We start from the raw sequence: 23,956 nt of genomic DNA, 5'->3' as shown, positions 1-23,956 counted from the left end.
ATGCCGCTGATCTTAGAGACTATCGTCACGACGCTCTCGCCTTCGGGCGAACTGCACCTCGTTCCCTTCGGACTGATCGGTGAGGCGGACGGCTACGTGCTGGCGCCGTTCCGGCCGTCACCGACCATCACCAATCTTGAGGCGAATCCGTGCTTCGCCGCCTCCAGCCCGCGCGACATCCGGGTCATTGCCGGCGCGGTCACCGGGCGACGCGAGTGGCCGACGGAGGCCTGTGACGCCATCCCGGGCCGCCGCGTCGCCGACAGCTTCGGCCACGCCGAGTTCGAGGTTGCGACCGTGGAGGAGCACGAGACCCGGCCGCGCTTCCGCGGACGCATGGTCCACAGCGCCGCGCATGCGCCGTTCATCGGCTATAACCGGGCTCAGGCCGCCGTCCTGGAGGCCGCCATACTTTCGACCCGGCTCCACATGCTGGAGCCCGGGAAGGTGTTGACGGAGATGGCCTATCTCGCCATCGCCATCGGCAAGACCGCGGGACCCCGCGAGCGCGAGGCCTGGGGTTGGATCGAGGACAAGGTCGCGGCGGCGCTCGGCCCCGAGGCGCGCATCCTCGGTCGCGACGACCGCTGAAGGCGGGAGGAGAAGGACAAGATGAAGAAAATTACCCTGGCCCTGGCGGCCACGGCGGCGCTGGTGGCGGCGACCGCGCAGGCCCACGGCCCGACCCGGCGCAAGATCACCGAGTCCATCGAGATCAACGCTCCGGCCGACAAGGTCTGGGCGGTCGTCGGCGACGTGAAGAACGCCGATTGGGTCCAGAACGTCACCAAGACCGAGCTGAATGGCGACCCGGCGGGCAAGTTCAAGCGGACTCTGACGCTCAAGAACGGCGACCAGATCTCGGAGACGAGCAACAAGTACAAGCCGGACGAAAAGATGTACTCTTACTACATCGACAAGGTCGATGTGAAGGACTTGCCGGCCAACGACTACTCGGCCACGATCACGGTCGAGCCGGCCGGCGACGCCAAGTCCAAGGTCGAGTGGAAGGCCGCCTTCTACCGCGGCTACATGAACAACGATCCGCCGCCCGAGCTGAACGACGAGGCCTCCGAGAAGGGCGTCGGCGACTGGATCAAGGCAAGCCTCGCCAACCTGAAGGCGAAGGTCGAGAAGGGCTCGTGAGGCGCGGCCCGGGCCGCGCGGCGCTCGCCGCCGGCCTCGCGCTGATCGCGTCGGGCGCCCTCGCGGCGCCGGCGCGGGAGGCGGTCGTCACGGCCCAGCTCGGCGGCGCGGTCGAGATCGTCGACCTCGTCGCCGGCACGGTGGTGCGTCGGATTCCCGTCGACGGAGCGCCCGCTGGGATCGCGCTGTCGGCGGATCGCAAGCGGGCCTATGTCACGCGGCCCGAAGGCCACGGGGTCGCGGTGGTCGACCTCGACGCGGGCCGCGTCCTCGCGGAGGTTCCGTTGCCGGGCGGTCCCCTGGGCATCGCGGCCGATCCGCGCGGCGGCCGGGTCTACGTGGCCGACTGGTACGGGCACCGCCTGTTCGTCATGGCCGAGCGGGACGGCACTCTGGTTCCGGACGGCGAGATCACCGTGGGCGCCTCGCCCTCGGGAATCGCCGTCACGCCGGACGGCTCGAAGCTCTACGTGGCGAACCGCGAGGCCGACACGGTGTCGGTGGTGGACGTGGCGACGCGCCGCGAGGCGACGGTCATCCCGGTGGGGCAGCATCCGTTCGGCATCACCCTCGATGCCGCCGCGGGGCGTGCCTACACGGCGAACGTCACGGGCGACGACGTTTCGGTGATCGACGTCGCCGCGGGCCGCGAGATCGGCCGGATCCCGACCGGGCGTCGCCCCTACGTCATCGCCCTCGTCGGCGGACGCGGCTTCGTCACCGATCAGTATGCCGGCAGCGTCACGGCGTTCGACCTCGCGACGCTCAAGCCGATCACCGACATCGACGTGGGCGACCATCCGGAAGGGATCGAAGCCGACGAAACCGGACGGGTCTACGTCGCCAACTGGGGTGACAATACCCTCAGCGTTCTCGACGCCCAGACGCTGAAGGTGGTCAGGACCATCCCGACCGGGAACGGGCCTCGATCCTTCGGGACCTTCCTGCGCTGAGAGCCCCCTCGGTCGCTTGCGTCGTCATCGCGAGCGCAGCGCAGCGACCCATGGCTGCGCCACCTCGGCAGGCAAAGCGCTGCTTGGCCACATCGTTCGACTCGCGGCGATAGCGGACCGGAAGGCATCGACCGAAACCGGGATTGATGTATCAAGTCGTGGGCGCGTCGTCAGAACGTCCGCCGATGCGGCGCTTGGCGATAGGCCACGCGGGCCATCAACAAGGCGCCACCGATCTGCAGAAAGCCGCTCTCGCCGAGAACGGTCGGGGCGAGGTGCGCCTGGATGAGCAGGCGGGTCAGAGTGTTGAGGGCGAGCAGCGTCAGGCAGAAGGCCGCTGCGGCGAGCAGGCTGGCGACGAACTCGGGCATGGTTGGACCCCGTTTCGGACGGGATCAGCTTAGCAAGCCCTGCGCCAAGACCAAGCTTGAAGAGGCCAAGCTCGAAGCTGCGGCCGATCAGCGCTTGCGGGCTGCCGGTGCCGGCGTTCCGGCCTGTGCGGCCGGCGTGGGCCGCGGTGTCTCGACGGCGAGCCGCTTCACCGGCCAGCCGTCGCTCCAGCGCTCCATGTCGGCGAGCCTCGGATTGTTTTTGAGGACGGTGGCATCTGAGCCGCCGAAGGCCGCCGCCGCCGCGAGATCGAAGGTCTTCCAGAAGCCGAGATAATCCAGGGCGTCCACCCGCGCGAGATTGATCTGCGCGACCAAGGTCTGTTGCTCGCCCGTGAGCGCCATGTCGGCGGACCACCGGAACGGTGGCGGCTTCGGCGCATCCTTGCCGGCGTCTTTGGGCTCCGGACCAGGCTTGATGGCGCCGCCATCGTAGGCCGTGTCGACGCCCGCCGGAGCCGCCAGCGTCGCCGTAAGGGCGGGAAAGCCGTGATCGTCCGAGAGGGCGCGCACGAAGAGCTTGCGCTCCAGAGGCACCGCGGTCGCCTCGCGGAGAAGGCGCTTGGCGGCGAGATCGGCCGCCCGCGTGTCCTTGTCGCCGACCATCGTGACGATGAGCGTTCCTGGATCGATCGTTGAGAGGTCGCCGAGGGCAATCCCTCGCGATTTTGGTCCGCTGGCGATCCCGCCGGGCGTCACCGCGAAGATCAACTTCGGGCTCGGCAGGCCCCGCGTCTTGGCGTCGGCGGCCAGATCCATGGCCAGTGGCGCACCGGCGAGATGGCCAATCATCGCCACCCGGCCGAGATCGGGCTTGGCCGCGCTGTCCGATGCCAGATCGGCGAGTGCCGCCTTGACGAGATTCTCCGCGATCCCGGGCGCATCGGCCGGTCGCGTCCGGTTCACCTCCTGGAACCGCGGGACCAGCACGAGCCAGCCCTGACGCGCGAGGTGGTCGATCCAGCCCCCATAGCTCTGCGGGTTCACCACGCCCCAGCCGTGCAGCAGGATCGCCACCGGCCGGCCCGCCTCAGGGGCATCCCCGGACGCGTAGAATGCGAAGGTCGTCGCGTTGCCGCGGCCCAGCAAGCGCTTCGTCACCGTCGCCTTGCGGTCGCCGGCGCCGCCCGGTCCCTCGGCCGGCTGAGGCGGCGGCGCGGCGGCCTGGGCTGCCGTAAGGCCGGCGAGGGTCAGGATCGCGACCGCGGCGAGCGGTCCGCGAAGGGTTGGGAGACGCATAGAGGGCTCGACTGAGAGACGCGACGCGTCGGCAGATCAGAAACCGGTCAATAGCAGATTCTCAGGTCTTGGCGACCCGTTGCTCCGCCTCTCGCCGCAAGGGCAGACGGTCAGCTTAGGCGGACACACCTCGGCTCGTCTCAGAACAGTCGATCCGCTGCGCCAGGACGGTCAGTTCCGTTGGCAGGTCGTGATCCGCCTCGCCATAGAACCCTCGCAACTCCTCTCGTACCGTATCCAGCACGGCGATTTCGGGGGTCTCGGGGGTGCCGGGGCGGCGCAAAGTATCTGCGAAATTGGAAGCGACGATTTTCATGACGGCAAGCGGGTTCGACTGTTTTGCAGAGGCGCGGGGACGCTGCGTCCCGGGAGTGGCGTACAACTTCGTCCGCGCGTCAGGTTTCCAGTCCAGGGGTGATTATTTTTCCGCCCGGTCCGATGACGGACGGACCGGCCGCCCCCGAAGGCCGGCCGGCCGCCTGCTCCACCCAGGCGAGGATGTCCTCTGCGCGCCAGGGCTTCGGGATGAACGTCGCCGATACGCGCAGGTCGCTCGGCTGATCACCCGCGTCGCCCGAAGTGAGAAGCACCCGCACGCGCGGCCACGTCACGCCGATGATCCGCGCCAGCTCGAAGCCGCCGATGGGACCGGGGGTCCGCACGTCCGAGAAGACGACGCTGACCTCGTCCGCACGATCGTTGAGGATTGCCAGCGCCCGATCGGCGGTCTCGGCCTCGATCACGGTGAAGCCGGTATCTTCCAGTAACGTGGCCGCGAGAAAACGCTCGTCGGGTTGGTCTTCCACGACGAGGATCACAGGCTTCTGGCCGGGCTGTACCGAATCGCTCATGGGCCAGGACACTCTACAGGGGCTGAACGGCGGCCGCCGCGAACGGTTCAACGAACTCATCGCGGCGGAGTGCCGGACCCGCGCAGGCACAGATCCTCCTTGGATCCTTGCATAATCGAGAAGTTGTGGCCGTGTCCCAAGTAACACAGGCCGTCAGGAACGCTCTGGCGATGTCCGAAGCGGACCGATTCAGCCGACGCCGTGAGCCTTAAGAAATGCGAGCGCGCGTTTCCACCCGTCCTCGGCGGCTTCTCGACGGTAGCTGGGTCTGTAATCGGCGTGGAATCCGTGGGGAGCTTCAGGATAGACGACCAGTTCGACGCTCTTGCCTGCGGCCTTCGCCCGATCGCGAGCTTCCTCGACGGCGGCGACCGGAATGCCGGTATCGGCACCGCCATAGAGGCCGAGGAGCGGTGGGTTGATCTCTGCGGCCACGTCGCCGGCCGTGCGTGGCTGGATGTCGGTGCGTTCCCCGCCGACCGGCCCGTACCACGCCACCGCCGCCTTCAGGTCGCGGCGATGCGCCGCGTAGAGCCACGCGTCGCGACCGCCTCGGCACCAGCCCATGACGCCGAGCCGGTTCAGATCGCCCTTCGAGGCTGACGCGGCCCAGGCGGTCGCGGCGTCGAGATCACCGATCCACTGCGCGTCCGGTGTCTTCGAGATGACGTCGCGGATGATCACCTTGGCGTCGGTCATGGTCGAGAGGTCGCCCTGCCGGGCGTAGAGTTCCGGCGCCACGGCGCAGTAGCCGGCCTTCGCCAATCGGCGGCAGATGTCCCTGATGTAATCGTGGACGCCGAAGATCTCCTCGATCACCAGGACGATCGGGAACGGACCTGCGCCCTCCGGAACGGCCCGATAGGCCGGCATCGGCCCATCGGCCGCCGGAATCTTCACCTCGCCCGCCTCGATGCCGGCGGCGTCGGTGTGGATCACCTGTGCCTCGACCCGAGTGGTCGCCAGGGTCAGACCGCTCATCAGGCTGGTCATCACGAAGCCTCGGCGCGAGAGCGGTGGCGTGATCAGTCCTTCGAGCCCTGCATGATCGCGATCGGCCATATGATCCCTCTCCGACTTCGACACGGAGGGCTATCCGGCCGCACCCGGCTTGGTCAAATCAGCGGAACGATACCTGTCGATATCTCGTCACGCCCCGGCGGCGATCAGCGCGCGCGCCGGCTGTCTGGCCGCTGCCCGGACCGCGTCGCGATCCTCGCGAAGCTGCAGCACGTCGCCGAGGGTGACGAACGCCTCCGCTGCCGGAGACACCACAGCGCGGATCCCGTAGCCAAGCGCGAAGGAACGGAGCAGATCCGCATCGCGCCCGATCCCGAAGCGATCCAGGGCGGCGAGAAACGCTTCACGGAACAGGCTCGGACGGCACCAGCGCTTTTCAGCCATCTGCAACGGCCAGTCCCACAGGCCCTCGGCGCGCCTAGCCGACAGAACTTCGCGGGCGATGAAGTACCCGGTGCCGCGATGCTCGATCCCGTCCGCCTGCACGGACCAGTCGTCGTTACCGAACAGTTCGACCTCGGCCGCGTTGCTCATCGGGATCTCCGCCCTGCGCCGGCATTCCGGCGCACCGGAACATTGCCGGAACACTGACGCGGATACCGTGGGTGGTCAAGGCAATTGTTCCCGCTGCGTTCACCGATCGTGCCGCTTCCGTTACCGCACTTTGAACATAGGATGCTCGATCCGGTCACCAGCCTGAATTCCCAGCTTGGCCGCCGTACCGGCGTTGAGTTCCAGGACCGCCAGGACCGGGCTGCCCGACGGGATGATCGCCGTCGAGAGCGGCTCCGTATCGGCAGCGATCCGGCTGATCGTGCCGTCGGACCGGATGAAGACCATGTCGAGCGGCAGGTATGTGTTCTTCATCCACATCGTGACCGGCTCGTCCCGCTCGAAGTCGAACAGCATCCCGTGGTCGGGCGCCATGGTCCTACGGAACATCAGCCCCCGAGACCGCCCGGCATCGTCGCGCATCACCTCGACTTCGAAGCGCTTCGGACCGGATTTTGTGACGATGGTCAGGGGTTCGCCCTTTACGCTCGCCGCACGCGCGGCTGCCTGGGCGTGAACGCTCGCTACCGGGGCGAGGACGACAAGGCAGGCCAGACCGGCCGCTATCATGACGCGGGACAGGACTCTCACAGGCTCGGGCCTCTCGTGGGACGGTGCCTCGGCTCTCCGGCCGGAGGCACAGACATAGACCAGGATACGAACCAGGGAAATGCGGGCCGAGAAAAGGTCAGGCGCAGCAAGGCCTTGGGCAACAACGCGAAGCTGCAGGGGCCTAATGGGAGGCTGGCAGCGCCCCGTCGATCAGCCGTACCTCGGCCGCCATGACGCCCTTCGAGCCGTCGCCGTATCGCACCAGGACGGCCTCACCGGGTTTCAGCTCGGCGATGCCGTAGCGGCGCAGGGTTTCCATATGGACGAAGATGTCGGGCGTCCCGTCGCCGCGGGTCAGGAAGCCGAAGCCGCGCAGCCGGTTGAACCATTTCACCACGGCGGTCTCCAGCCCGCTGGTCGGCGTTACCGTGACGTGGGTGCGCGGCATCGGCATCTCGGAGGGATGCAGCGCCGTCGCCTGATCGAGGGAGATCACACGAAAGGCCTGCCAGCCCCTCGGCCGTTCCACAGCCTCGACAACGATACGCGCGCCCTCGCTGGCCGCCTGGAAGCCGTCGCGCCGCAGGCAGGTAACGTGGAGCAGGATGTCCGGGGCGCCGTCGTCTGGAACGATGAAGCCGAAGCCCTTGGAGACGTCGAACCATTTGATACGGCCCGCCACCTCGACGAGGTCGAGCGCCTCCTCCTCGTGCGGGCTCGTCTCGCTGGTCCGGAGACCACCGGTCCGGTCTGGGTTTCCGGCCCCGGTTCCCTGTTCGTCAGACATGGCCGAGCAACCTACACCGAATCACGCCGCGCGCTCTCCAGGCAAGATTAACGAAGTCCTGATGGCCGGGAAGCCCATTTGGCCAGCACAACAGCCCGGCCAAGACGCAATCTCGGACCTGGGAGGCGGCGCAGCAACAGTCGATCGTTTGCAGCCTCCGCCGAAAACGGCGGTCAAGCGGCGGGCCTCGTGAGCGGATTTGCCCGTCAGCCCCATGTCGCCCCTCTGCCGCTTTGTGGCTGCACGGGTCTTCACGTTTTCGAGAGCGGTTCTGGCTCGGCCACGCTTGTCGGACTGTCGATCCCGGAGCGCTGGCGTCCTGTGCGTCGACATGCTTGGGATCGCCCCATGTCCAACGACGCCGCTCTCGATCACGCCACTGCCGCGCGGGCGACCGCCGTGCAGGGCCTTCGCCTGCCGATCATCGATGCGGCCCGCGCCGCCGCGCTTGTCGCGATGGCCGCCTATCACACGCTCTGGGATCTCGGACACCTCCGGCTGACCGAGGAGAACTATGCCGGGACGCCCGCGGGTCGGTCGGCAGCCGAGGTGATCGCCGGCAGCTTCCTCATTCTCGTCGGCGTCGGGCTCGTGCTGATGAATGGCCGTGGCGTCCGGATGCGACCCACGCTTCTGCGGCTGGCGCGGATCGGCGCGGCCGCGCTCGCGGTGACCGTCGGAACCTGGTTCACATTCCCGGACGCTTTCGTGTTCTTCGGTGTCCTGCACTGCATCGCGCTATCGAGCGTGCTCGGCCTGCCGTTCCTGTATTTGCCGATCCCCGTCACAGCCCTGGCGGCGACGGCCGTCCTCGCGGCACCGCATTTCGCGCAGGCCCCGATCTTCGACGCCCCGCCGCTCCTCTTCCTGGGGCTCGGGACTGTGACTCCTCGAACGAACGACTATGTGCCGCTCTTTCCATGGTTCGGGCTCGTGCTCGTCGGGATCGTGCTCGGTCGGGCGGCCCTGCCGGCTCTAGCTGGCTCGCGGCTCGGCGCTTGGTTGCCGCGTTCGGGCATCGGCCGCGCCGCGACCTTCGCGGGACGTCACAGCCTCGCGATCTATCTCATTCACCAGCCGGTGCTGCTGGCACTGCTCGCCGGTTTGGTCACGGTGACGGGGCCCAACCCGCGGGCTGGGCTCCGCGCCTTCCGGGCCGATTACGCGGCGATCTGCACACGCACCGGCGGTGAGCCCCCTCTGTGCCGGATCGCCGCCCGCTGCACGTCCGAGGCGTTGCAGAAGGAGGATCTGTTCCGCGAGGATGGCCGTCCGTTCACCGGCTCTGAGCGCCTGCGGGCTCAGGCGCTCTCGCAGGGCTGCTACGCGGCCGTTGAGAGCGCCGGCCGAGGGAAGCCCTGATCGGGCGCTGCAGCATTCGGCGACGGCCCATAAGCTGGTCGACCAGGGCGCATCACCGGCCTGCCGGCGATCCAGTCGTCAGGAAACAGAGCGCCGACGCGCCCTCAGTCCTTCGCGCGCTCCACGTACGAGCCGTCCGCCGTCATGACGACGACGCGGGTGCCGGCGGCGATGTGGGGCGGCACCGTCGTGCGCACACCGTTCGAGAGCGTGGCGGGCTTGTAGGAGGACGAGGCCGTCTGGCCCTTCAGGACCGGCTCGGTCTCGGAGACCTCCAGCGTCACGCGCTGCGGCAGCTCGATGGTCAGCGGGACGCCGTTATGGCTCGAGAGCATCACCGCCATGCCCTCCTGAAGATACGGTGCCGAGTCGCCGACCACGTCCCCCGGTACGGCGACCTGCTCGTAGTTCTCGGGGTTCATGAAGTGGAACCCCTCGCCGTCATTGTACAGGAAGGTGTGCTCGCGATCCTCCACGAAGGCGCGCTCGACCTGCTCGGTGGTCCGGTAGCGTTCCGACACCTTCACGCCGTCCGTGATGCGGCGCATGTCGAGCTGGGTGACCGGGGTGCCCTTGCCGGGGTGGATGTTCTCGGCGAACAGGATCACGTAGAGCTTGCCATCCTTCTCGACGACGTTGCCCTTACGGAGCGTTGAAGCGATCACCTTCACGGAATGGCGTCCTGCATTGACATGGGGGGCGGCACGCGCCAAGCGCGGGCTCTGCATCTCGGACCCCGCCACTATCGCATCTGCGGCCCGGTTGCCAGCGTGCGGGTGCGAAGCTGAGGGCGCGTCGACTTCTGCGATGAGGCCGGCAGCGTCGGCTGACGAGCGGGGCCAAGGATTGAGCGTGCAGTGAGCGCCCCTGGGAACCAGCGATCTGCACTAGGCCAGTCGGGCCCGCGCGGTCATGCATGGGCGGTGCCTGGATCAGGGGACCGGCGATGAATGCGCCGGCTGCGCCTTGGTGGGCGCCGGATCGCCACGCCGACCGGCGCCCGGCGCTGCTCCTGCGCAACCGGATCCTGGCCGCATTCCGAGCCTGGTTCGAGGCCCGCGACTTCGTCGAGGCCGAGGCCGCCTGCCTGCAGGTCTCGCCGGGCAACGAGGCCCACCTCGCGGCGTTCGCGACCGAGGCCCTAGGCGCGAGCGGCGCGCGGACGCCGCTCTACCTGCACACGTCGCCGGAATTCGCCTGCAAGAAGCTGCTGGCGGCGGGCGAGCCGCGGCTGTTCAGCGTGGCGCGGGTATTCCGCAACCGGGAACGCGGGCCGCTGCATCATCCCGAATTCACCATGCTGGAATGGTACAGGTCCGGTGCGCCCTACACGGAGTTGATGACGGATTGCGCCGCACTGCTGGGGCTCGCCGCCGAGATCGCCGGCATCCACCGGTTCGTTTTCCGCGGACGCGAGGCGGATCCGCGCGCTGAGCCGGAACGGCTGACCGTGGCGGAGGCCTTCGACCGCCTCGCCGGCATCGACCTGCTGGCGACCGTCGTGGCGACCGGTGAGACGGATCGCGATGCCCTGGCCGCGGCCGTCGCCGGCGCGGATCTGCGGGTCGCGCCCGACGACACATGGGCGGACCTGTTCTCGCGGGTGCTGGTCGCGCGGGTCGAGCCGTGTCTCGGGATCGGCCGCCCGACGATCCTGTGCGAGTATCCGGTGAGCGAGGCAGCCCTGGCGCGGCCGGCAGCGCATGACCCGCGCGTGGCCGAGCGCTTCGAGCTCTACGCCTGCGGGGTGGAACTGGCCAACGCCTTCGGCGAGCTGACCGATGCCGACGAGCAGCGCCGCCGCTTCGAGGCCGAGATGGCGGAGAAATTCCGGGTCTACGGCGAACGATACCCGATCGACGAGGAATTTCTCCAGGCTTTGGCCCGGATGCCCGAGGCCTCGGGGATTGCCCTCGGCTTCGACCGGCTCGCCATGCTGGCCTGCGGCGCCGGCCGCATCGAGGACGTGATCTGGACGCCGGTCGTGGGGACCGCACCGTGAACCGTATCCTGCGCAGCGCCGACGATCTGCTCGCGGCCGGGCTCGTCTCCGACGCGGAGGCCGAGGCCCTCCAGGCGGTGCTCACCCGCTACGCCGTCTCGGTCACGCCCGACATGGCCGAGCTGATCGATCCCGAGGCCGCCGACGACCCGATTGCCCGCCAGTTCCTGCCGAGTCCGCAGGAATGCGTCACGGAACCGGAGGAGCGGGCCGACCCGATCGGCGACGGTGCCCATTCGCCGGTCACCGGGATCGTCCATCGCTATCCCGACCGCGTGCTCCTCAAGCCCCTTCACGTCTGCCCGGTCTATTGCCGTTTCTGCTTCCGCCGGGAAATGGTCGGCCCGAACGGCCTCGGAACATTGAGCGACGCCGACCTCGAGGAGGCCCTGGCCTACATCGCCCGGGATGCGCGGATCTGGGAGGTGGTGCTCACCGGCGGCGATCCGTTCGCCCTCTCCAGCCGGCGGCTTGGCAGCATTGCGGCGCGCCTGGCTTCTATCGAGCATGTTCGGGTGATGCGGATCCACACCCGCGTGCCCGTGGTGAAGCCCGACCTCGTCGGCGCCGACCTCGTGGAGGCGCTGAGACGTTTTCGCGGCGCGGTCTTCGTGGCGCTCCACGCCAACCATCCCCGCGAGTTCACGCCGGACGCCCGGGCGGCCTGCGCCCGACTGGTCGATGCCGGGATCCCCCTCGTCAGCCAATCGGTGCTGCTGCGCGGGATCAACGACGACCCGGCGACCCTCGAGGCGCTGATGCGCGCCTTCGTCGAGAACCGGATCAAGCCCTATTACCTGCACCAGGGCGACCTCGCGCCGGGGACCGGACACCTGCGCACGAGCGTCGCGGACGGGCAGGCGCTGATGCGGTCGCTGCGCGGCCGGCTCTCAGGCCTCGCGCAGCCAACCTACGTGCTCGACATCCCCGGCGGCCATGGCAAGGTCCCGATCGGACCCGGCTACTTGCACGAGGTCGAGGACGGCTTGCGGGTGACCGATCCGAACGGATGCGAGCATCGCTATCCGCCGAAGCGTGACGGAGATCGTTGAGGCCATGCGCAGGCTCTGGGGACGGCTCACCTCGGTGAACGTGCAGAAGGCGGTCTGGGGCCTGGACGAGGCCGGTCTCGCCTACGAGCGGATCGAGGCGGGCGGCGCGCACGGCGTCGTCAACGATCCGGCCTACCGCGCCCTCAACCCGAACGGCCTTGTCCCGACCCTTGAGGAGGACGGCTTCGTACTCTGGGAATCGAACGCGATCCTGCGCCATCTTGCGGCAAACAGCCCGGCCCTGGCGCTGCCCCAGGACCCGCACCGGCGGGCCCATGTCGAGCAATGGGTCGATTGGCAGGCGACGAGCTTCACGCCGGCGATGCGCGACGCCTTCTGGCAGCTCTTCCGGTCGGCGGATCCGGATCGAAACCTGATCGCGGCCTCGCTCACGAAGAGCGAGGCCATGGCGGCGATCCTCGACCGGCATCTCACCGACCGGGACTACGTCGTGGGCGATTGCTTCGGCATCGCCGATATCGCCCTCGGCTGCGCGGCGCATCGCTGGCTCAACCTGCCAGCGGAGCGTGTGGAACGCTCGGCCCTGCGATGCTGGTACGATCGCATCGCCGCCCGCCCCGGCGCCGCGCAGGCCTTGGGCGAGCCGGTCGGCTGAGACCGCCCACGGGCTTGCCTCCGGCCCGACGCGATACACCTTGGCAAGGCGCGCCGCCCCTGCGGACGCCCTTACGGAGCCCCTGATGGCGATCGACCCGACGCTGCGCGACGCGCTCTCCGCCGTGACGCCGGCAAGTCTCACCCGTGCCCTGATGCGGGCCGGCGTGCGCGCGTTCAGTCCGCGCGGGCTCTCCGGTCGGGGCGGCAGCGCGATCGGCGTGGCCTACACGCTGCGGATGATCCCGGCCCGCGACGATGGGGCGGGCGACGTTGCCGCCGCGATCGATGGCGTCCCGGAGGGCGCGATCGTGGTCATCGACGCCGCCGGCTCAGGTCTCCCCCTGCCCTTCGGATCGATCCTGGCGGCGCGGCTTGCGCAGGGCGGCGTCGTCGGGCTCGTCACCGATGCCGCTCTGCCGGACGAAGTCGGCCTGCCGGTCTGGTCCGCACCGGAAGCCACCAGCGGCGCCTTGGCGCTCGTCGCCACGCAGGAACCCGTGACGTGCGGCGGCGCAGCGTTCCATCCGGGCGATATCGTGGTCTGCGCGGAAGGCGGCATCGTCACCCTGCCTGTCAGTCTTGCCGAACGGATCGCGCTGGAGGCGGTGGAGCAGCAGCGGCTCGATCTCTGGATCCAGCGCGAGGTCGAGAAGGGTGAGACGCTCGCGAGCCTTCTGCCGCCGGATGCGGCGGCCCTCGCCCGTTTCGAGGCTGAGACCAAACCGGCCTGACGCCGTGTTCTTCCCGCTCTCGAAGGGGATCTACTTCCTCATCACACCATCGAACTTCCTGATCTTCGCGAGCCTCGCCGGGCTGTCTCTCGCCGCGGTGACACGGCTGCGGCGAATCGGGATCGGACTCGCGTTCCTGGGCGCGCTCGGCCTCGGGCTGGGCGGGCTATCACCGCTGTCGGAGATGGTGCTGCTGCCGCTGGAGCAGCGCTTTCCGCCCTACCCGGCGGACGGGCCTGCGCCGACCGGGATCATCGTGCTCGGCGGCGGGATCGAGGCAGGCCTGTCGGAGGCGCGGGCCCAGGTCGTCGTCAACGATGCCGGCGAACGTCCGATCTATCTTGCCGATCTGGCCCGGCGCTTTCCCGGCACGCGCCTCGTCTTCTCGGGCGGCAGCGGCTTCATTGGCGGCGGTATCGCCGAGGCCGACATCGTGAGCCGTCAGGCGGACGTCATTGGCGTTCCGCGCACGCGCCTCATCCTGGAGAACCGGTCGCGCAACACGCATGAGAACGCCGCGTTCTCGGCCGCCCTGGTCCAGCCGAAGCCGGAGGAACGCTGGCTGCTCGTGACCTCGGCCTGGCACATGCCCCGAGCCGTCGGCTGTTTTCGGCAGGCCGGCTTCACGGTCGACGCCTTTCCGGTGGATTACCGGACCCGTGGGTGGGGGGATATCACCCGCTTCAACGGCTTCGCCTCGGACGGATTGCTCCAGCTCGACCTCGCCGTGAAGGAATGGATCGGCCTCCTGGCCTATCGCTGGTCGGGCTACACGCCGGACTGGCTTCCCGGCCCGGAGGCGCCGGCCGGCCAGCCGAGCCGATAGATCCCGCGGAAATCGTCCGGGTCGACCCGCTTCCCCTTCCGCAGGATCGCGATCCGACCCGCATGGGCGAGGCGCACGGCCACCCGGCGGACGGGCTGCATCAGCGGTCCCCAGCCGTCCGGATGCGGCCCGCCGAGGGCCCGCGCCACCTCGGAGGGGCACACGGTCTTGTCGGCGCCGCGTTCGGCCACCAGGCCGAGCATCGCAGCCTCGATCGCCGCATCGTCCGGCCTGCCGTCGGTCATGACCAAGTCTCCTCCGCCGCCACGGGAAGCGGTCCCTCGTGAGGACCCTCGCCCGCCTCCAGCAGCGCCTTCCGGATCTCGGAAGCGAATTGCCGCCGCCACATGATGATCACCACCGCGGTCGTCGAAACGAAGAGCACGTAGGGGCTCACGAACCAGCCCAGATAGGCCAACGCGAAGAAGAAGGCCCGCTGTCCCCGGGCGAAATGCCGGCCTGCGCTCACGTTCATCGCCGCGAGTCGGCGCACCGCCCGCAGCATCTCGGTCTCGCTCGCCCCAGAACCCTTCGACGGCACGGCTCCAAGCAGGATCGCCGCGTAGTTGAAGAGGCGATAGGCCCAGGCGAACTTGAAGAAGGCGTAGACGAAGACCACAGCCAGCCCGGCGACTTTCAGCTCCCAGGTCAGGCGATTGGCGACCGTGCCGAAGGGCAGTGTCGCGAACAGGTTCAGGACATCGTCGCCGGAGCGCGACAGGGTCAGCACCGATCCGAGGGCGATGAGGGAGGTCGAGGCGAAGAACGCGGTGCCGTTCTGCAGGGAGGCGTTGATCTGGGTATCGACCACCCGGTTCTCGCGGCCGATGATCTGCCGCGCCCAGTTGTAGCGATGGCCATTCATGACCTGGCTGAGCGACACCATGCGCCCGCGAAGCCGGCCCACGGAGAGCCCGTACGCCATCCAGGCGAGGATGAAGTAGAGTAGTGCCCCGAGGTCCAGGGGCGAGAAGGCAGTGCTGCCGACGGACAGGTCGTTCATGATCTCCGGACGGCGGTTTCGCGAGGGGCCGCAGTGCCATATCAGCCTGCAGGCCGGTTCAGAACCCGTCCGGCGCGCCTCCTGGGACTCAACCGCGCAGGATCTCAAAGCCCTCCGGCGGTGTGACGTCGCTGCGCTCACGGATCTCGACGTCGGAGACACGCGCCCCGGGCGGGCCGGACCGGCAGAGGTCTTCCATCTGCGCGACGGCGTCTGGGGATCCGCTGAACTGCGCCTCGACCGAACCGTCGTCGCGGTTGCGCACGAAGCCGCGGAGCCCGCGGGCCAGGGCCTCGGACTGGGTCCAGACGCGGTAGGACACGCCCTGAACGCGGCCCCTGATGATGACCGAGACGGTCCGCGTGTCGCTCATCCGGAGCCCCTCCCCTTTCGCATCTGGCCTGCGACGACGGTCGCCCGCGATAGGGGGTTTCGATGCTCTCTCCAACCCGCATCATCGCGAAGGCTTGGCGCGGGAGCGACAGTGCTCAATGGACAGGCCGGAGATCGGCGTGCAGGCGCGCAGCGCGTGTACGCTCGTGAACGCCTACGCCTGGGGTCCGGGCGCGCTTGCCGCGTCCAGCGATGACAACATGGGTAGCACGGAGATGTCGGCGCCGCGCGGTGAGCGGCCCGCGCGGCGCGCGGGCCTTCTCGGAGCTTACTCGGCCGCCATCGGATGGCGCAGGCCCGACGACACCGCCGCCGGACGGCTGGCGCCGGTCCGCACGTGCGTCGAGTAGAGCATCAGCCCGGTGAAGGCGAGGCCGCCGACGATGTTGCCGAGCAGGGTCGGTATCTCGTTCCAAAGCAGGTAGTCCATGACGGTGAGGTGGCCGCCCATGAGGATCGCCGACGGGAACAGGAACATGTTCACGACGGAGTGCTCGAAGGTCATGAAGAAGAACACCGTGATGGGCATCCACATGGCAATCACCTTGCCGGGCACCGAGGTCGACAGCATGGCGCCGATGACGCCGGTGGAGACCATCCAATTGCACATCATGGCACGGACGAAGAGCGTCAGCATGCCGGAGGCGCCGTACTTCTCGTAGCCGAGCGTCCGGGCCTCGCCGATCCCGGCGATCAGCTTGCCGACGGCGTTCGGCTCCGTGGCGAAGCCGAACGTGAAGACGATCGACATCATCACGGCCGTGGTCAGCGCGCCCGCGAAGTTGCCGAAGAACACCAACGTCCAGTTGCGGGCGATGCCGGCCACCGTGACGCCCGGGCGCTTGTCGATCAGCGCGAGGGGCGTCAGCACGCAGACGCCCGTGAAGAGGTCGTAGCCCAGCAGGTACAGCATCGAGAAGCCGACCGGGAACAGCAGGGCGGCGACGAGCGGCTGACCGGTGGTCTGGTTGATGGTGACCGCGAAAGCGGCGGCGAGCGCCAGGATCGCGCCGGCCATGTAGGCCCGGATGAAGGTGTCCTTGGTCGCCATGAAAACCTTCGCCTCACCGGAGTCGACGGCCTTCTTCACGAAATCGGCGGGCGCCAGATACGACATGCACAATGCTCCCTCGCAGGCGCAGGCCGGTCGCCATTGACCGACGGGCGCGCCGCGCATCACGGATCGCTGGGCGGGCGCGGCGCTGCCGCTCGTCCTCCAGCCGATCTGGAGAAGCATGTCGCGTACCAGTTCTCCGCAGCTCAGCCCGGCAGACCCCGCGCCCAACTGCTGAGTTCGCGGATGTAGGCCGGCGGCAGCTGCGCCGCGCGTGCCGCGGCGACGACCGCTTCGAGGTAGCCCGGCCGCGGACGGCCCGGTGCGGTGGAGCAACCCAGATAGATCAGCGCCCGCCTGACGCCGTCGGGCGTCCGGATCGGCAGCGCGGCCTTCGTGTAGAGGCCGCCCGCGACGCCCTCGTAGCGGTCGAGAGCCGGGATGTCCGCGCTGGCGAGTTCCCACAGAACGCCCCAGACGGTGCGCCGGGGATCGCGAACCACCGAGGCGTAGCCCTCCCGCATGATGATGAAGCGATAGCCCGGCCGATGCGCGCCGCCGATCAGCCGCGAAACCGGGCAGCGCAGGGCCATCGCGGCGGCATCCATGTTGGCGCCGTAAGCGAAGTAAAGGGGCATGCGGCCCGGGCTCGGGTTGCTTACTCGCCCGCGGGAGGATCGAGGTGTCTGGCGACGCGATCCTTCCCACGCGCAGCCGGATCGGCGAGCGCCGGAGTGACCGCCGGAATGCCGAACGTGACGAACAGCCAACCGTAGGTCACGGCTTTACACTCCGGCGGGCAGGCCTCAGGCAAATTCCAGGATCACCGCGTCGACCGCGAGGCTGTCGCCCTCCTTGGCGTGGATTTTCTCCACCTTCGCGTCGCGTTCGGCCCGGAGGACGTTCTCCATCTTCATAGCCTCGACGACGGCGATCGGCTCGCCATTCTTCACTTCCTGGCCCTCGGCGACCAGAATCTGCTTGACGAGGCCCGGCATCGGACAGAGCACCTGCTTGCCGGAGCCCGCCTGCTCCTTCACCGGCATGAGCGCGGCCAGCTCGGCCTCACGGCGGGTGTAGACACGCGCTTCGGCGGCGGCGCCCGCATGCTGCAGGAACACGCCGTTCAACAGGGCGCGCACCTGGATGGCGACGCGCTCGGAGCCGATCGTGCCGATCCAGACGGGCTCGCCCGGCCGCCAGGCGCTCGCCACCGTCAGCGCCGTGCCGTCGTCGCGGGTGACCAGGAGATCCTCGCCCTCGGGCTCGACGGTGACCGGATAGGACTGACCGGCCAGGATCACCACCCGATCGCGCTCGAAGGCGAACAGGCCCGGCGCGCGCATCTGCCCGGAGATGCCGCGCTTGCGCTGATTGAGCTTGTGGTCGATCGCCGCCGCCGCAGCCATCATGCGGACGGCGATCTCGCCGGCCGGCTCGGGCGCCGAGAACCCCTCGGGAAATTCCTCGGCGATAAAGCCGGTGGAGAGGCGGCCTTCCTGCCATCGCGGATGCGCCATCAGCGCCGACAGGAACGGGATGTTGTGGCGGATGCCATCGATCGCGAAAGCATCCAGCGCCTCGGCCTGGGCGGCGATCGCCTCGCCGCGCGTCGGCGCCCAGGTGACAAGCTTGGCGATCATCGGATCGTAGTGGATGGCGATCTCGCCGCCCTCCTCCACGCCGGTATCGTTGCGGACGACCGCCTTGCCCTGCTGCCCCTCCTCCGGCGGCCGGTAGGTCGTCAGCCGGCCGATAGACGGCAGGAAGTTGCGGGTCGGATCCTCTGCGTAGACGCGGCTCTCCACCGCCCAGCCATTGAGCTTCACGTCGTCCTGGGTGATCGGCAGCTTCTCGCCGGCCGCGACCCGGATCATCAGCTCGACGAGGTCGAGCCCGGTGATCATCTCGGTCACCGGATGCTCCACCTGCAGCCGGGTGTTCATCTCCAGGAAGTAGAACGACTTGTCCTGGCCGGCGACGAACTCGACGGTACCGGCGGAATCGTAGTTCACCGCCTTCGCCAGCGCGACGGCCTGCTCGCCCATCTTCCGGCGGGTCTTCTTGTCGAGGAGCGGCGACGGCGCCTCCTCGATCACTTTCTGGTTACGGCGCTGAATCGAGCACTCGCGCTCGCCGAGGTACACGACGTTCCCGTGCTTATCGCCGATCAGCTGGATCTCGATGTGGCGCGGGTCGGTGATGAACTTCTCGATGAAGACGCGGTCGTCGCCGAACGACGATGCCGCCTCCGACTTGGCGCGGGCGAAGCCCTCCGCCACCTCGTCGCCCGAGAAGGCGATGCGCATGCCCTTGCCGCCGCCGCCCGCGGAGGCCTTGATCATCACCGGGTAGCCGATCTCGTCGGCGATCGTCTTGGCGTGCTCGGGCGATTCGATCACCCCGAGGAATCCCGGCACGGTCGACACCTCGGCCGAGGCGGCGGCCTTCTTCGACTCGATCTTGTCGCCCATGGCGGCGATGGCGCCGGGATTGGGACCGATGAACACGATGCCGGCGGCCTCAAGCGCCTTCGGGAAGGCTTCGCGCTCGGAGAGGAAGCCGTAGCCAGGATGCACGGCCTGGGCGCCGGTCTTCTTGCAGGCCTCGACGATCTTATCGATCACGAGGTACGATTCGGAGGCTGCGGCCGGTCCGATATGAACCGCCTCGTCGGCCATCGCGACGTGCACCGCGTCGCGGTCGGCATCCGAGTAGACCGCTACGGTCCTGATGCCCATCTTCCGGGCCGTCTTGATCACCCGGCAGGCGATCTCGCCCCGGTTGGCAATCAGGATCTTGTCGAACATCGCTGGCGCACTGCTTTCGAGATCGCCGGATTGCGACCGGCTTGACTGTCCCGATAGATCAGTTGCGCGACAGACGGAAGCTGCGCCTTTGTCGAAGGCTCAAGCCGCGAGGGCGAAGGCGATGCGCGCGGGCTGGGTCGTATCGCGGACCCAACGATTCGCCTCCATGGCAAACGCGACCAGTGATTCGGCGCTGCCCTGCGCCTCGCGGACGATCTCCATCGCAATGCGGGCGCCGACCGGGCTCGGGCCGTCGCGGCCGGAGAGCGAGGCGGCGAGCCAAGCGGCGACGTCGCGGTCGATGTAGCCGGTCGGACGGGTGCCCCACACGGCGAAGTCGACCACCGCGGCCACCAGGTAATCGGCGAAGGCATCGGTGCCGATGACTGCCCGTTCCAGGGCGATCAGCAGGTCGGCGTCTTCGCGGGTCAGGAGGCCGTCCGGCAGCACCTCACGCTTCAGGACCAGCAGGTCCTCGTCGCTGATCGTGCCGGTCGAGACCGCATGGTTGCAGAATTGTTGCACGGAAATCATGGTCATGGTCGCCTGCTCCTCCGGCTATTCTGCGGCCGGTGCTTGTCCCTGTGTGTTTTCAACTTACGGGGCAGCTTCCCTTCCAGAGGTTAATGGCGAGATCTGAACGGAAGTTCAGGTAAACACGCCCCGATCAAGCAGGCTTATTGGGACGTTGATCGGTTGCGTTACCGGACGATGACCGTGGCTCCAACCGGCACACGGTTATAGAGATCCACGACGTCGATGTTGCGCATGCGGATGCAGCCCGACGAGACCGCCTGTCCGATCTTCTCCGGCTCATTGGTGCCGTGGATCCGGTAGAGCGTGTCCTTGCCGTGATCCGAGAGATACAGGGCGCGGGCGCCGAGCGGACTCATCGGGCCGCCCTGCATGGCGTGGACGTGTGGCCAGCGCTTGATCATCTCGGCCGGCGGGTTCCAGGCCGGCCATTCGGCCTTCCGGTCGACCCTTGCGGTGCCAGTCCAGCCATAGGCCTCGTCACCGACCGAGACGCCGTAACGGATCGCCTTGCCGTCCGCCTGGACGAGGTAGAGCTGCCGCTCCCGGGTCTCCACCACGATGGTGCCGGGCGGCTCGTGGGTCGGGTCGCTCACCTGATAGCGGGCGAAGTGCGGGTCGAACTCCGCCTCCGGGACCAGAGCCATGAACTCCGCGTCGCGCGCCGACAGAGCGGGGTCGGGGACACCTTTGAAGCTGCAGCCTGCCAGAAGCAGGATGCTGGCGAGCGCTGACACGATGCGCATGATCCCGCCCCCGGAGACCGTTTCAAAGTCCGACCGGCCCGAAATCGCGAGCCCGTCCCACGAAAGAATCGGCTGAGCATAGGGGCGACGGGCACCCGCCCGTAGTCCGCGCGTTGCGCCCGTGTCACATTGGCGGCTCCTGTTGCAGGTGCGCGACAGGATCGCATCCGGGAGCGACCGTCTTGACCACCCTGTACGTGAGCCATCCCGCCAGCTTCGACCACGAGGTTCCGGAGGGTCACCCCGAACGGCCGGCCCGGATGCGCGCCGTCGAGCGCGCCCTGGAAGACGAGCGCTTCGCCGGTCTGGTCCGGGCTTCGGCGCCGCGCGCGGACTTGGATACGGCTGCCCTCGCCCATCCCCGGTCGTACGTCGACGCGCTCGCCGCCGCAGTGCCGGAACACGGCATGGTGTCGATCGACTCCGACACCATCCTGTCCCCCGGCAGCCTCGAGGCCACCCTGCGCGCCATCGGCGGGGCCAATCATGCCGTGGATGCCGTCATCGCCGGCGAGTGCCGCAACGCCTTCGTGGCCATGCGCCCGCCGGGCCATCACGCCGAGCGGACCCGCTCGATGGGGTTCTGCCTGTTCAATCACGCCGCCGTCGCCGCGCGGTATGCCCAGAAGCGGCACGGCGCCGAGCGCGTCGCCCTGGTCGACTGGGACGTCCATCACGGCAATGGCAGCCAGGACATCTTCTGGGACGATGCGTCGGTGCTCTACTGCTCGACGCATCAGATGCCGCTCTACCCGGGCACCGGGTCGCCGTCCGAGCGGGGCGAGAAGGACACGATCGTCAACGTGCCGCTTCGGCCGAACGACGACGGCGCGGTGTTTCGCGAGGCCTTCGAGGCCGGCATCCTGACACGCCTGGACGCATTCCGGCCCGATCTCGTCGTGATCTCGGCGGGGTTCGACGCCCATCGGCTCGATCCCTTGGCCAATCTCCGCCTGGAGGCCGAGGACTTCGCCTGGGCGACGCGCAGATTGATGGATCTGGCGGACCGCTGCGCCGGCGGGCGGATCGTTTCGGTCCTCGAGGGCGGCTACAGCCTTGAAGGCCTGGCCAAGTCGGCCGCGGCGCATGTGGACGCATTGATGGGGCGCTGAAGCGTCCCGCTCAGCCGTCGAGTGGCTCGTCGCCCAGGTGCTCGATGCCGAAGCCCGACAGTCCGACATAGGCCCGCGACGTCGTCGCAAGGTTGCGAAACGAGACCACGCCGAGGTCGCGCAGGATCTGCGCCCCGAGGCCGACCTCGCGCCACTGCCGGGCGCGAAGAGCTTCCGTGCCCTCATCGGTGACGGCCTGGACCGGCACCCCGGCTGCACCGTCGCGCAGGTAGACCAGCACGCCGCGTCCGGCTGCCGCGAAGCGCTTCAAGACGTCATCGATCTGCTTGCCGCCGCCGATGACGTCCGCCGCGACGTTGGAGCGGTGGAGACGCACCAGAACGTCGCGGCCATCGCCGATCTCGCCCATCACGAAGGCAAATTGCTGGATCGACTCGAACGGCGTCGAGAACACGTAGGCGTTCATGTCGCCGTGATTCGACCGGACAGGAAAGTGCCCGATCCGCTCCACGAGCCGGTCGCGCGCCTGCCGGTAGGCGATAAGATCGGCCACCGAGACCTGCTTGAGCCCATGCTTCTCGGCGAAGGCCTCGATCTGCGGTCCCTTCATGACGGTGCCGTCGTCATTGGCGAGTTCGCAGATCACACCGACGGTCGGCAACTCGGCGAGACGGCAGAGATCGACCGCGGCCTCGGTGTGCCCTGAGCGCATGAGCACGCCGCCGTCCCGGGCGATCAGCGGGAAGACGTGGCCGGGTCGCACGAAGTCGCCCGCGCCCATGTTGCCGTTGGCCAGCGCCCGCACCGTGTTGCAGCGCTGCTCGGCCGAGATGCCGGTCGTCAGGCCGTGCTTCACGTCGACCGTGACGGTGAAGGCCGTGCCGAGCGGCGCGTCGTTCGAGGCCACCATCGGCGCGAGATGCAGGCGCCGGGCCTCGTTCTGCGTGATCGGCGCGCAGACGATGCCACAGGTGTTGCGGATGATGAACGCCATCTTCTCCGGCGTGCAGAGCGAGGCCGCGACGACGAGGTCGCCCTCGTTCTCGCGATCGTCGTCGTCTGTCACGACCACGATCTCGCCCTTGGCGAAGGCCGCGATGGCCTCGGTGACGGTGCAGTGGGGCACGGGCAATCTCGAAACGGTTAAGACCGGGGCCGGGATCAGGGCTGTTGCCCGACCTGCCCGCGGTGACGCAGATAGTGATCGGCGAGCACGCAGGCCATCATGGCTTCGGCCACCGGAACGGCCCGGATTCCGACGCAGGGATCGTGGCGGCCTTTGGTGACAAGGTCGACCTCGTCACCGTCGCGGGTCACCGAGCGGCGGGGTGTCAATATCGAGGAGGTGGGCTTCACGGCGAAGCGGACCACGACCGGCTCGCCATTGGAGATCCCGCCGAGGATCCCGCCCGCGTGGTTGGCGAGGAAGCGCGGCCGGCCGCCGTTGCCGGCGCGCATCTCGTCGGCATTGTCCTCGCCGCGCAGGGCGGCCGCCGCGAAGCCGTCCCCGATTTCGACCCCCTTGACGGCGTTGATCGACATCATCGCGGCGGCGAGCTCGGCGTCGAGTTTGCCGTAGACCGGGGCGCCGAGGCCGGGCGGCACGCCCTCGGCCACGACCTCGATGACCGCGCCCACCGAGGAGCCATCCTTCCGGATCTCGTCGAGATAGGTCTCGTAGAAGGCCGCTGTCTCGGCGTCGGGACAAAAGAAAGGATTGTTGCCAACCGCCGCCCAGTCCCACCGCGACCGGTCGATCGCGTGGGGTCCCATCTGCACGAGGGCCGCCCGAATGGTCACGCCCGGAAGGACCTTGCGCGCCACTGCCCCGGCCGCGACACGCGCGGCGGTCTCGCGGGCGGAAGAGCGGCCACCGCCGCGATAGTCGCGGATCCCGTACTTCGCGTCGTACGTGTAGTCGGCGTGCCCGGGTCGGTAGCTGTCGCGGATCTCGGAATAATCCTTCGAGCGCTGATCGGTGTTCTCGATCATCAGCGCGATCGGCGTGCCCGTAGTGAGCTGGCGCCCGCCGGTGCGATCGTCCGAGAATACGCCGGACAGGATCCGAACCTGATCCGGCTCCCGGCGCTGCGTCGTGAAGCGCGACTGGCCGGGTTTACGGCGGTCGAGTTCGGCCTGGATCTCCTCGGCCTCGAGGGCGAGTCCGGGCGGACATCCGTCGACCACGCAGCCGAGCGCGACCCCGTGGCTCTCGCCGAAGGTCGTGACGCGGAACAGGTGGCCGAACGTGTTGTGCGACATG

General features: G+C 68.5%; 30 protein-coding genes. 10 read left to right on the top strand and 20 right to left on the bottom strand.

Features of this window, described 5'->3' with window-relative positions; translation table 11 throughout:
• From MMSR116_RS13865 to MMSR116_RS13855, 3 genes are read left to right on the top strand one after another with little or no spacing between them, the layout of a single operon-like run.
• Positions 1-591: a DUF447 domain-containing protein gene (locus MMSR116_RS13865; RefSeq protein ID WP_010682536.1), complete on the top strand. Its 591-nt coding sequence runs from the start codon at positions 1-3 to the stop codon at positions 589-591.
• Positions 592-612: 21 nt separating this feature from the next.
• Complete coding sequence (locus tag MMSR116_RS13860; protein ID WP_010682537.1) at positions 613-1,146, top strand: SRPBCC family protein; 534 nt, start codon at positions 613-615, stop codon at positions 1,144-1,146.
• On the top strand, positions 1,143-2,099 hold the full coding sequence (locus tag MMSR116_RS13855; protein WP_010682538.1) for a YncE family protein: 957 nt from the start codon (positions 1,143-1,145) through the stop codon (positions 2,097-2,099). The genes MMSR116_RS13860 and MMSR116_RS13855 overlap by 4 nt, the downstream gene beginning before the upstream one ends.
• A 170-nt stretch (positions 2,100-2,269) precedes the next feature.
• Here MMSR116_RS13855 and MMSR116_RS13850 read toward each other — a convergent pair whose 3' ends face one another.
• The 8 genes from MMSR116_RS13850 to MMSR116_RS13815 form a co-directional block, all read right to left on the bottom strand.
• Positions 2,270-2,470 carry a hypothetical protein gene (locus MMSR116_RS13850; RefSeq protein ID WP_010682539.1) on the bottom strand — a complete coding sequence of 67 codons (201 nt, stop codon included), beginning with the start codon at positions 2,468-2,470 and terminating at the stop codon, positions 2,270-2,272.
• 87 nt (positions 2,471-2,557) lie between these two features.
• Positions 2,558-3,727 carry a chlorophyllase/cutinase-like alpha/beta fold protein gene (locus MMSR116_RS13845; RefSeq protein ID WP_010682540.1) on the bottom strand — a complete coding sequence of 390 codons (1,170 nt, stop codon included), beginning with the start codon at positions 3,725-3,727 and terminating at the stop codon, positions 2,558-2,560.
• A 115-nt stretch (positions 3,728-3,842) separates the two neighbouring features.
• Positions 3,843-4,109: a hypothetical protein gene (locus tag MMSR116_RS13840; protein WP_244625662.1), complete on the bottom strand. Its 267-nt coding sequence runs from the start codon at positions 4,107-4,109 to the stop codon at positions 3,843-3,845.
• Between the two features lie 13 nt (positions 4,110-4,122).
• Positions 4,123-4,578 carry a response regulator gene (locus MMSR116_RS13835; protein WP_010682542.1) on the bottom strand — a complete coding sequence of 152 codons (456 nt, stop codon included), beginning with the start codon at positions 4,576-4,578 and terminating at the stop codon, positions 4,123-4,125.
• 189 nt (positions 4,579-4,767) lie between these two features.
• Entirely contained in the window at positions 4,768-5,640 is an 873-nt protein-coding gene (locus MMSR116_RS13830; RefSeq protein ID WP_010682543.1) for a dienelactone hydrolase family protein, read from the bottom strand.
• A gap of 87 nt (positions 5,641-5,727) precedes the next feature.
• On the bottom strand, positions 5,728-6,132 hold the full coding sequence (locus MMSR116_RS13825) for a hypothetical protein (protein ID WP_010682544.1): 405 nt from the start codon (positions 6,130-6,132) through the stop codon (positions 5,728-5,730).
• Between the two features lie 120 nt (positions 6,133-6,252).
• The gene (locus MMSR116_RS13820) at positions 6,253-6,720 is read right to left on the bottom strand and encodes a DUF192 domain-containing protein (protein ID WP_051072119.1); all 468 of its coding nucleotides are present in this window, start codon (positions 6,718-6,720) and stop codon (positions 6,253-6,255) included.
• A gap of 163 nt (positions 6,721-6,883) precedes the next feature.
• On the bottom strand, positions 6,884-7,489 hold the full coding sequence (locus MMSR116_RS13815; protein WP_010682546.1) for a cold-shock protein: 606 nt from the start codon (positions 7,487-7,489) through the stop codon (positions 6,884-6,886).
• A gap of 348 nt (positions 7,490-7,837) precedes the next feature.
• Here MMSR116_RS13815 and MMSR116_RS13810 point away from each other — a divergent pair, with 348 nt between their 5' ends.
• The gene (locus MMSR116_RS13810) at positions 7,838-8,851 is read left to right on the top strand and encodes a heparan-alpha-glucosaminide N-acetyltransferase (protein WP_010682547.1); all 1,014 of its coding nucleotides are present in this window, start codon (positions 7,838-7,840) and stop codon (positions 8,849-8,851) included.
• Positions 8,852-8,955: 104 nt separating this feature from the next.
• Here the strand turns inward: MMSR116_RS13810 and efp are convergent, their stop codons facing one another.
• Positions 8,956-9,579: an elongation factor P gene (gene efp / locus MMSR116_RS13805; RefSeq protein ID WP_010682548.1), complete on the bottom strand. Its 624-nt coding sequence runs from the start codon at positions 9,577-9,579 to the stop codon at positions 8,956-8,958.
• Positions 9,580-9,797: 218 nt separating this feature from the next.
• Here efp and epmA point away from each other — a divergent pair, with 218 nt between their 5' ends.
• From epmA to MMSR116_RS13780, 5 genes are all read left to right on the top strand, one after another.
• Entirely contained in the window at positions 9,798-10,853 is a 1,056-nt protein-coding gene (epmA, locus tag MMSR116_RS13800; protein WP_010682549.1) for an EF-P lysine aminoacylase EpmA, read from the top strand.
• On the top strand, positions 10,850-11,905 hold the full coding sequence (locus MMSR116_RS13795; RefSeq protein ID WP_010682550.1) for a lysine-2,3-aminomutase-like protein: 1,056 nt from the start codon (positions 10,850-10,852) through the stop codon (positions 11,903-11,905). Before epmA ends, MMSR116_RS13795 begins: the two co-directional genes overlap by 4 nt.
• 4 nt (positions 11,906-11,909) lie before the next feature.
• Complete coding sequence (locus tag MMSR116_RS13790; protein WP_010682551.1) at positions 11,910-12,521, top strand: glutathione S-transferase family protein; 612 nt, start codon at positions 11,910-11,912, stop codon at positions 12,519-12,521.
• An 85-nt stretch (positions 12,522-12,606) separates the two neighbouring features.
• Positions 12,607-13,254: a dimethylmenaquinone methyltransferase gene (locus MMSR116_RS13785; protein WP_010682552.1), complete on the top strand. Its 648-nt coding sequence runs from the start codon at positions 12,607-12,609 to the stop codon at positions 13,252-13,254.
• 4 nt (positions 13,255-13,258) lie between these two features.
• Entirely contained in the window at positions 13,259-14,080 is an 822-nt protein-coding gene (locus MMSR116_RS13780) for a YdcF family protein (RefSeq protein WP_010682553.1), read from the top strand.
• Here the strand turns inward: MMSR116_RS13780 and MMSR116_RS13775 are convergent.
• The 9 genes from MMSR116_RS13775 to MMSR116_RS13740 form a co-directional block, all read right to left on the bottom strand.
• A complete protein-coding gene (locus MMSR116_RS13775; RefSeq protein ID WP_010682554.1) occupies positions 14,023-14,325 on the bottom strand; it encodes a DUF3253 domain-containing protein in 303 nt (100 codons plus the stop codon). The genes MMSR116_RS13780 and MMSR116_RS13775 overlap by 58 nt on opposite strands.
• Positions 14,322-15,083 carry a DUF599 domain-containing protein gene (locus MMSR116_RS13770; RefSeq protein ID WP_010682555.1) on the bottom strand — a complete coding sequence of 254 codons (762 nt, stop codon included), beginning with the start codon at positions 15,081-15,083 and terminating at the stop codon, positions 14,322-14,324. The genes MMSR116_RS13775 and MMSR116_RS13770 overlap by 4 nt, the downstream gene beginning before the upstream one ends.
• Before the next feature lie 88 nt (positions 15,084-15,171).
• Positions 15,172-15,456: an acylphosphatase gene (locus tag MMSR116_RS13765; protein WP_010682556.1), complete on the bottom strand. Its 285-nt coding sequence runs from the start codon at positions 15,454-15,456 to the stop codon at positions 15,172-15,174.
• 288 nt (positions 15,457-15,744) lie between these two features.
• Positions 15,745-16,593 (bottom strand): formate/nitrite transporter family protein, encoded by an 849-nt coding sequence (locus MMSR116_RS13760; protein WP_010682557.1) that lies wholly within the window; start codon positions 16,591-16,593, stop codon positions 15,745-15,747.
• Between the two features lie 143 nt (positions 16,594-16,736).
• Positions 16,737-17,168: a gamma-glutamylcyclotransferase family protein gene (locus tag MMSR116_RS13755; RefSeq protein ID WP_010682558.1), complete on the bottom strand. Its 432-nt coding sequence runs from the start codon at positions 17,166-17,168 to the stop codon at positions 16,737-16,739.
• Positions 17,169-17,188: 20 nt separating this feature from the next.
• Positions 17,189-17,311: a hypothetical protein gene (locus MMSR116_RS32245; RefSeq protein WP_010682559.1), complete on the bottom strand. Its 123-nt coding sequence runs from the start codon at positions 17,309-17,311 to the stop codon at positions 17,189-17,191.
• A 25-nt stretch (positions 17,312-17,336) separates the two neighbouring features.
• Positions 17,337-19,340 carry an acetyl-CoA carboxylase biotin carboxylase subunit gene (locus MMSR116_RS13750; protein WP_010682560.1) on the bottom strand — a complete coding sequence of 668 codons (2,004 nt, stop codon included), beginning with the start codon at positions 19,338-19,340 and terminating at the stop codon, positions 17,337-17,339.
• A gap of 99 nt (positions 19,341-19,439) precedes the next feature.
• Positions 19,440-19,880, bottom strand: a complete 441-nt coding sequence (locus MMSR116_RS13745; RefSeq protein WP_010682561.1) for a hypothetical protein — start codon at positions 19,878-19,880, stop codon at positions 19,440-19,442.
• Positions 19,881-20,041: 161 nt separating this feature from the next.
• Positions 20,042-20,620 carry a L,D-transpeptidase gene (locus MMSR116_RS13740; RefSeq protein ID WP_010682562.1) on the bottom strand — a complete coding sequence of 193 codons (579 nt, stop codon included), beginning with the start codon at positions 20,618-20,620 and terminating at the stop codon, positions 20,042-20,044.
• Between the two features lie 182 nt (positions 20,621-20,802).
• On the opposite strand from MMSR116_RS13740, the gene MMSR116_RS13735 reads away from it, so the two are divergent.
• A complete protein-coding gene (locus tag MMSR116_RS13735; RefSeq protein ID WP_039892314.1) occupies positions 20,803-21,732 on the top strand; it encodes a histone deacetylase family protein in 930 nt (309 codons plus the stop codon).
• 10 nt (positions 21,733-21,742) lie between these two features.
• On the opposite strand, the gene ribB is transcribed toward MMSR116_RS13735, so the two are convergent.
• Positions 21,743-22,819, bottom strand: a complete 1,077-nt coding sequence (gene ribB, locus MMSR116_RS13730) for a 3,4-dihydroxy-2-butanone-4-phosphate synthase (RefSeq protein WP_010682564.1) — start codon at positions 22,817-22,819, stop codon at positions 21,743-21,745.
• Positions 22,820-22,854: 35 nt separating this feature from the next.
• Complete coding sequence (gene aroC, locus MMSR116_RS13725; RefSeq protein ID WP_010682565.1) at positions 22,855-23,955, bottom strand: chorismate synthase; 1,101 nt, start codon at positions 23,953-23,955, stop codon at positions 22,855-22,857.
• Position 23,956 lies beyond the last annotated feature (1 nt).

The sequence above is a fragment of the Methylobacterium mesophilicum SR1.6/6 genome (genome assembly GCF_000364445.2).
Classification (GTDB): domain Bacteria; phylum Pseudomonadota; class Alphaproteobacteria; order Rhizobiales; family Beijerinckiaceae; genus Methylobacterium; species Methylobacterium mesophilicum_A.
The sequence above is the reverse complement of the archived record's forward strand: the minus strand, read 5'-3'. Positions and strand labels throughout refer to the sequence as shown.

Bases quoted from the DNA above. Each gene is read 5' to 3' on its own strand.
- MMSR116_RS13755 (WP_010682558.1), bottom strand. From the start codon at position 17,168: ATGCCCCTTTACTTCGCTTACGGCGCCAACATGGATGCCGCCGCGATG.
- MMSR116_RS13810 (WP_010682547.1), top strand. From the start codon at position 7,838: ATGTCCAACGACGCCGCTCTCGATCACGCCACTGCCGCGCGGGCGACC.
- MMSR116_RS13765 (WP_010682556.1), bottom strand. From the start codon at position 15,456: ATGAGCGACACGCGGACCGTCTCGGTCATCATCAGGGGCCGCGTTCAG.
- MMSR116_RS13850 (WP_010682539.1), bottom strand. From the start codon at position 2,470: ATGCCCGAGTTCGTCGCCAGCCTGCTCGCCGCAGCGGCCTTCTGCCTG.
- MMSR116_RS13815 (WP_010682546.1), bottom strand. From the start codon at position 7,489: ATGTCTGACGAACAGGGAACCGGGGCCGGAAACCCAGACCGGACCGGT.
- MMSR116_RS13745 (WP_010682561.1), bottom strand. From the start codon at position 19,880: ATGACCATGATTTCCGTGCAACAATTCTGCAACCATGCGGTCTCGACC.
- MMSR116_RS13790 (WP_010682551.1), top strand. From the start codon at position 11,910: ATGCGCAGGCTCTGGGGACGGCTCACCTCGGTGAACGTGCAGAAGGCG.
- aroC (WP_010682565.1), bottom strand. From the start codon at position 23,955: ATGTCGCACAACACGTTCGGCCACCTGTTCCGCGTCACGACCTTCGGC.
- MMSR116_RS13825 (WP_010682544.1), bottom strand. From the start codon at position 6,132: ATGAGCAACGCGGCCGAGGTCGAACTGTTCGGTAACGACGACTGGTCC.
- epmA (WP_010682549.1), top strand. From the start codon at position 9,798: ATGAATGCGCCGGCTGCGCCTTGGTGGGCGCCGGATCGCCACGCCGAC.
- MMSR116_RS13865 (WP_010682536.1), top strand. From the start codon at position 1: ATGCCGCTGATCTTAGAGACTATCGTCACGACGCTCTCGCCTTCGGGC.
- MMSR116_RS13820 (WP_051072119.1), bottom strand. From the start codon at position 6,720: ATGATAGCGGCCGGTCTGGCCTGCCTTGTCGTCCTCGCCCCGGTAGCG.
- MMSR116_RS13835 (WP_010682542.1), bottom strand. From the start codon at position 4,578: ATGAGCGATTCGGTACAGCCCGGCCAGAAGCCTGTGATCCTCGTCGTG.
- MMSR116_RS13845 (WP_010682540.1), bottom strand. From the start codon at position 3,727: ATGCGTCTCCCAACCCTTCGCGGACCGCTCGCCGCGGTCGCGATCCTG.
- MMSR116_RS13860 (WP_010682537.1), top strand. From the start codon at position 613: ATGAAGAAAATTACCCTGGCCCTGGCGGCCACGGCGGCGCTGGTGGCG.
- MMSR116_RS13785 (WP_010682552.1), top strand. From the start codon at position 12,607: ATGGCGATCGACCCGACGCTGCGCGACGCGCTCTCCGCCGTGACGCCG.
- MMSR116_RS13740 (WP_010682562.1), bottom strand. From the start codon at position 20,620: ATGCGCATCGTGTCAGCGCTCGCCAGCATCCTGCTTCTGGCAGGCTGC.
- efp (WP_010682548.1), bottom strand. From the start codon at position 9,579: ATGCAGAGCCCGCGCTTGGCGCGTGCCGCCCCCCATGTCAATGCAGGA.
- MMSR116_RS13770 (WP_010682555.1), bottom strand. From the start codon at position 15,083: ATGAACGACCTGTCCGTCGGCAGCACTGCCTTCTCGCCCCTGGACCTC.
- MMSR116_RS13775 (WP_010682554.1), bottom strand. From the start codon at position 14,325: ATGACCGACGGCAGGCCGGACGATGCGGCGATCGAGGCTGCGATGCTC.
- MMSR116_RS13830 (WP_010682543.1), bottom strand. From the start codon at position 5,640: ATGGCCGATCGCGATCATGCAGGGCTCGAAGGACTGATCACGCCACCG.
- MMSR116_RS13760 (WP_010682557.1), bottom strand. From the start codon at position 16,593: ATGTCGTATCTGGCGCCCGCCGATTTCGTGAAGAAGGCCGTCGACTCC.
- MMSR116_RS13750 (WP_010682560.1), bottom strand. From the start codon at position 19,340: ATGTTCGACAAGATCCTGATTGCCAACCGGGGCGAGATCGCCTGCCGG.